This is a genomic window from Streptomyces sp. NPDC007162 (assembly GCF_040634175.1).
Classification (GTDB): domain Bacteria; phylum Actinomycetota; class Actinomycetes; order Streptomycetales; family Streptomycetaceae; genus Streptomyces.
On sequence record NZ_JBEYFC010000554.1, the window covers coordinates 1 to 5,452 of the forward strand.

4 protein-coding genes and 1 pseudogene are annotated in these 5,452 nt (G+C 69.9%); 2 read left to right on the forward strand and 3 right to left on the reverse strand.

Annotated elements, in window-relative coordinates; all coding sequences use genetic code 11:
- The first annotated feature begins 46 nt into the window (after positions 1-46).
- Positions 47-967: a helix-turn-helix domain-containing protein gene (locus ABZ646_RS38930; protein ID WP_360530148.1), complete on the forward strand. Its 921-nt coding sequence runs from the start codon at positions 47-49 to the stop codon at positions 965-967.
- 230 nt (positions 968-1,197) lie between these two features.
- The gene (locus ABZ646_RS38935; RefSeq protein ID WP_360530157.1) at positions 1,198-1,431 is read left to right on the forward strand and encodes a LuxR C-terminal-related transcriptional regulator; all 234 of its coding nucleotides are present in this window, start codon (positions 1,198-1,200) and stop codon (positions 1,429-1,431) included.
- A 139-nt stretch (positions 1,432-1,570) separates the two neighbouring features.
- On the opposite strand, the gene ispG is transcribed toward ABZ646_RS38935, so the two are convergent.
- The 3 genes and pseudogenes from ispG to ABZ646_RS38950 all read right to left on the reverse strand — a co-directional run.
- Positions 1,571-2,713 carry a flavodoxin-dependent (E)-4-hydroxy-3-methylbut-2-enyl-diphosphate synthase gene (gene ispG, locus ABZ646_RS38940; RefSeq protein ID WP_360530151.1) on the reverse strand — a complete coding sequence of 381 codons (1,143 nt, stop codon included), beginning with the start codon at positions 2,711-2,713 and terminating at the stop codon, positions 1,571-1,573.
- A complete protein-coding gene (locus tag ABZ646_RS38945) occupies positions 2,710-4,533 on the reverse strand; it encodes a 1-deoxy-D-xylulose-5-phosphate synthase (RefSeq protein ID WP_360530154.1) in 1,824 nt (607 codons plus the stop codon). Before ABZ646_RS38945 ends, ispG begins: the two co-directional genes overlap by 4 nt.
- 263 nt (positions 4,534-4,796) lie before the next feature.
- Positions 4,797-5,452 (reverse strand): annotated as a pseudogene (locus ABZ646_RS38950) (4-hydroxy-3-methylbut-2-enyl diphosphate reductase); the annotation flags it as partial.

Below are 5,452 nucleotides of genomic sequence, written 5' to 3' on the forward strand. Positions count from 1 at the left end.
TGGGGGACCTGTGCGCAAAAGCACCAGCTAGAAAGATGAGAGACAAATGGTCGAAATGACAGGCAGGTCGTTATTTTCGGTCGAGGCGCTCCGTTCGACACCGGACGAGGGCACGGTGGCTGAATTCAGGGCGAAGGTGCGGGCCGCAGGGCAGGAGTGGACCGGTAAGGAGCCGGACGATCTGGTCGAGCTGCTGTGCCAGGCGGCGGCAGGCGATCCGAGGCTGGCCGCCATCGTGCGCGCCGGAGGCGGCCTGCTGCACGATTTCCTCGACGGATACCGGCAAAGACACACCGCGGATGTTCCGCGTGATCCGGCAGGCGAACTCGCCGACGGTCATCCGCTGCCCCCGGCGGTCACCGAAGGGCTCACTCCTCGATACCTGATCGCCGTGGCGAGGCTTGCGGAGCCCGGCCGGCACATGGCCGCGTTGCGGGCGGTGGCGGGGGAGGACGCGCTGCTCACGCACCGGGACGGCGACATCGTTCTCTTCATCCCGGCAGCGGGGCCCGGCAGCGGTGAACGCTCGGTGACGAGGCTGACCCAGTGCCTTGACGGCAAGGGCTGGCTCGCGACCGCGGAACGGGACAGGGCACGCCTCGTCGACGGGCTCGACGAGGCGTGCTACGTGTTGCGGCTGGTGGTGGCGGGACTGCGCCCGAGCGGTGCCTACACGATCTCCGACGTGTTGGTCGAGTACGCGGTCACGCTGAACGAGAAGGTGCGGACCGACCTGGCCGCGATGATCAGACCGCTTCGGGCGCACAAGGTCCTGTGGGAGACATTGACCGCCTTCATCGACTCCGACTACAGCAAGAACAGGACAGCGCGAAGCCTGTTCATCCACCGCAGCACACTGGACTACCGCCTGAGGCGGATCGAAGACGTCACCGGCTGCGATCCGACGAGTGGCAGGGGCGCGCAGACCCTGTCTGCGGCGGTCATCGCCGAGGCCTTGCAGGGCTGACGCCATTCCCCGGAATGCACCCATGCAAACAAGGCGAAAATTCCGCAAAATCTGGAGAGAATTCCGAGGCGGGCGGAAACTGGCAGAATGCAATGGCCCGACAGTGACAAGGAGTGAGAGGTCTACCTAGGATCTCATCCCAGTACCACGCGCTGGCTGTACGGAATGGGGTGGGTGCCATGCATGATGACCACAACGGCTTCGACGCATTCAGGCCATCCGGTGGCTGGATGTTGAGCTCGGTTCAGGCCAGGGTCCTGGAGGGTGTTGCGGCCGGCTTCTCCAGCGGGCGACTCTCGAGAGAGCTGCACCTCAGCTCGAAGACCATCGATTACCACGTCCGCGTCATGTCCGAAAAACTACAGGCGCCGAATCGGGTCGCGCTGGTTTCGAGGGCGTTCGTCCTCCAGATCCTGCGGACAGATTCGTGGCCCCCGCGCATTGCGTGTGAGACCGCGGATTGATGCCCGATGGCGCGGGGAATCACAAGCCGTACGCTCATGCGTGAAATATATTTCGAGTCACGTTGCCCGGACGTTTACTTCGTTCCGCCGTCGGCGAGGCGCATTCGGGTCGTGCCCACGGCGGCCGCCGGGTGTCCGGTCAGGCCTCGACATCCACGCCCATCTCCTCGGCGATGCGCGCGGCCTCGGCCAGGAGGGTCTCCACGATCTTCGACTCCGGGACCGTGCGGATCACCTCGCCCTTGACGAAGATCTGTCCCTTGCCGTTGCCGGCGGCGACCCCGAGGTCGGCCTCGCGCGCCTCGCCGGGCCCGTTGACGACACAGCCCATCACCGCCACCCGCAACGGCACCGGAAACCCCTCGAGCGCCGCGGTGACCCGCTCGGCGAGGGTGTGCACATCGACCTGGGCCCGGCCGCACGACGGACACGACACGATGTCGAGCCCCCTCGGCCGCAACCCGAGCGACTCCAGGATCTGCGTGCCGACCTTGACCTCCTCGACCGGTGGCGCGGAGAGCGAGACGCGGATGGTGTCGCCGATGCCCTCCGCGAGCAGCGCGCCGAACGCGACCGCGGACTTGACGGTGCCCTGGAACCGGGGGCCCGCCTCGGTCACGCCGAGGTGCAGCGGGTAGTCGCACCGGGCGGCGAGCTTGCGGTACGCCTCGATCATCACCACCGGGTCGTGGTGCTTCACCGAGATCTTCAGGTCGGTGTAACCGTGCTCCTCGAACAACGAGCACTCCCACAACGCCGACTCGACCAGCGCCTCCGGCGTGACGCCGCCGTGCTTGTGCAGCAACCGCTTGTCCAGGGACCCGGCGTTCACGCCGATCCGGATCGGGATGCCCGCGTCCCTGGCCGCACGGGCGATCGCGCCGACCTGGTCGTCGAACTGACGGATGTTGCCGGGGTTGACCCGTACCGCGGCGCAGCCGGCGTCGATCGCGGCGAACACGTACTTCGGCTGGAAGTGGATGTCGGCGATCACCGGGATGCCCGACTTGCGGGCGATCGCCGGCAGCGCCGCCGCGTCGTCCGCCGACGGCACGGCGACCCGCACGATCTCGCAGCCCGCCGCGGTCAGTTCGGCGATCTGTTGCAAGGTGGCGTCGACATCGGCGGTGGACGTGGTGGTCATCGACTGCACCGACACCGGCGCGGCGCCGCCGACCGGCACCGTACCCACCATGATCTGGCGGGAGGACCGCCGCGTGGCCACCGCGAGGGAGGCCTCGTCCTTGCGTGGCGAGGGCATGCCCAGATCGACGGTCGTCAATGTTCCTCCCCTGAGTGAACCGGCCAGGTGCCGGAGTCGTCGATGCCTGCCGAGGTCGGCGCCGCGTCGAGGCCGGCCAGCAGCTCCACCACGGCTCCGGTGATGTTCTGCGCGGTCAGCCCGCAGGCGGCGAGCACCTCGGCCCTTGAGCCGTGGCTCAGGAACCGCCTCGGGATGCCGAACTCGCGCAGCGGGGTGCGCACGTCGGCGTCCCGCAGCGCCTGCGCGATCGCGGAACCGACGCCACCCGCACGGCTGTTGTCCTCGACCGTGATCGCGAGCCGGTGGCGGCGGGCCAGGTCGGCCAGCGCGGGGTTGACCGGGGTGACCCATCTCGGGTCCACCACCGTCACCCCGATGCCCCGTGCCCGGGCACCGTCGGCGACGGTGAGCGCGAGTCCGGCCAGTGCGCCCACCGCGATGATCAGCAGGTCCAGGGAGCCGGAACGGCGCAGCACGTCAAGCCCGTTGAAGGTGGCGACGGCGGGTAGGTCCGCACCGGCGGGGCCCTTGGGGAACCGCAGCAGGGTCGGGCCCTCGTCCCACGCCACCGCCTCGGCGAGCAGTTCGGCCAGCCGGGTGCCGTCCCGCGGCGCCGCGATCCGCAGTCCCGGCACCACTTGCAGCACCGACAGGTCCCACATGCCGTTGTGGCTCGGCCCGTCGTCGCCGGTCACCCCGGAGCGGTCGAGGACGAACGTCACCGGCCGGCGGTGCAACGCGACGTCCATGAGCAGTTGGTCGAACGCGCGATTGACGAACGTGGAGTAGATCGCCACCACCGGGTGCACGCCGCCCAGGGACAGGCCGGCGGCCATCGTGACCGCGTGCTGTTCGGCGATGCCGACGTCGATCACCCGGTGCGGAAACCTGCGCTGCATCGGCAGGAGCCCGGTGGGCTCGGTCATCGCGGCCGTGATCGCCACGAGGTCGTCGCGCTGCGCGGCCAGTTCGGCCAGCTTCTCGCCGAACACCGACGTGAACGACGGGGGTGACGCCGTCAGCGCCCGCCCGGTGTCCGGGTCCATCGGTTTGACCGCGTGGCCGAGATCGAGGTCGTTGCTCTCGGTGTGCCGGTATCCCCTGCCCTTGGCGGTGATCACGTGCACCACCACCGGGCCGCCCAGTGCGACCGCGCGGCGCAGGGAGTCCTGGACCGCACAGAGGTCGTGACCGTCGACGGGGCCGAGGTAACCGAGCCCGAGTTGTTCGAACACGCCCGGCCCCCGCCCGGCGCGCAGGTCGGCCAGGTGCTCGGCCAGCCCGCCGACGGTCGGAGCGTAGGAGCGCTGGTTGTCGTTGAGCACGATGACGAGCGGCCTCTTCGGCCCGCCCGCGATGTTGTTGAGCGCCTCCCAGGCCATGCCGCCGGTCATCGCGCCGTCGCCGATGATCGCGACGGTCGCCCGGTCACGTCGGCCGAGGTGGGCGTCCGCCCTGGCCAGCCCGTCCGCGTAGGACAGCGCGGTGGACGCGTGCGAGTTCTCCACCAGGTCGTGCTCGGACTCCTCCCGGCTCGGGTAGCCGGAGACCCCGCCCGACTTGCGCAGCCGGTCGAATCCGGCCTGGCGACCCGTGAGGATCTTGTGTACGTAGGACTGGTGCCCGGTGTCCCACACCAACCGGTCCCGCGGGGACTCGAAGACCGTGTGCAACGCGATGGTCAGCTCGACCACCCCCAGGTTGGGTCCCAGATGTCCCCCGGTCACGGAGACCCGCTCGATCAGGAACGCGCGGATCTCCCCGGCGAGGTCACGGAGGTCCCCGGCGGTCAGCTCACGCAGCCGCGCCGGGTCACGCACGGTTTCCAGCAGCGCCATGTCGCGCAGGTCTCCTCACCGGGTTCGGTAGGCGGCCTCGGCCGCTGTCTCCGTCAGTTCGGGCCGACTGTGCGGCGCGCTACCGGTCGGGCCGACGGCCTCGTGTGCCGGCCCACGCCTGAAGGGGCTCACCTGGCAGGTGCCGGCCGCGGCAGGCCGGACGAGGTCGCAGTGACGGCGGACGCGACCTACCGCCGACCCGTTCCCGCCGTGTGCGTCCTCTCCGGCGCTGTCAGGGCCAGGGGCCGCCGGGTCGCGATCGGTCACGGCGCGTCCGCCGCTCCGGTCAGCCGCGCGGGCGGGGAGAAGACGATGTCCTCGGTCGCCACCCGTGCCACGGACGTGTCCGCGTAACCCAGTTCGGCGAGCCGGTCGAGCAGTTCGTCGACGAGGATCTCCGGCGCGCTCGCCCCGGCGCTCACGCCGACCGTGCGCACGCCGGTCAGCCACGCGGGGTCGAAGCGGGTCACGTCCGGCACCAGTTCGGCCCTGCCGCCGAGCCTGCGCGCCACCTCGACCATCCGGATCGAGTTGCTGGAATTGGTCGAACCGACCACCAGCACCAGGTCGCACCGGTCCACGATGGCCCTGATGCCGTCCTGGCGGTTCTGGCTGGCGTAGCAGATGTCGTCGGTGGCGGGCCCGCGCAGGTCGGTGAACCTGCGCTGGAGCACGGCGATGATGTCCTTCGTCTCGTCCACCGAGAGCGTGGTCTGCGTGAGGTAGGCGACCGGTGCGCCCGGGGGAATGTCCAGTGCCTCCGCGTCGGCAACCGTCTCGACGACGACCGTCTGGTCGGGAGCGTGCCCGTAGATGCCCTGACCTCCTCGTGGTCCGCGTGCCCGATCAGCAGCAACGTCCGCCCGTCGCGGGCTCGCCCTCTCCGCCGGGCTGGCGGTCCTGGAGATGTGGGCGGGCC

Coding starts and splice junctions, on each gene's coding strand:
- ABZ646_RS38930 (WP_360530148.1), top strand. CDS start 47: ATGGTCGAAATGACAGGCAGGTCGTTATTTTCGGTCGAGGCGCTCCGT.
- ABZ646_RS38945 (WP_360530154.1), bottom strand. CDS start 4,533: ATGGCGCTGCTGGAAACCGTGCGTGACCCGGCGCGGCTGCGTGAGCTG.
- ABZ646_RS38935 (WP_360530157.1), top strand. CDS start 1,198: ATGTTGAGCTCGGTTCAGGCCAGGGTCCTGGAGGGTGTTGCGGCCGGC.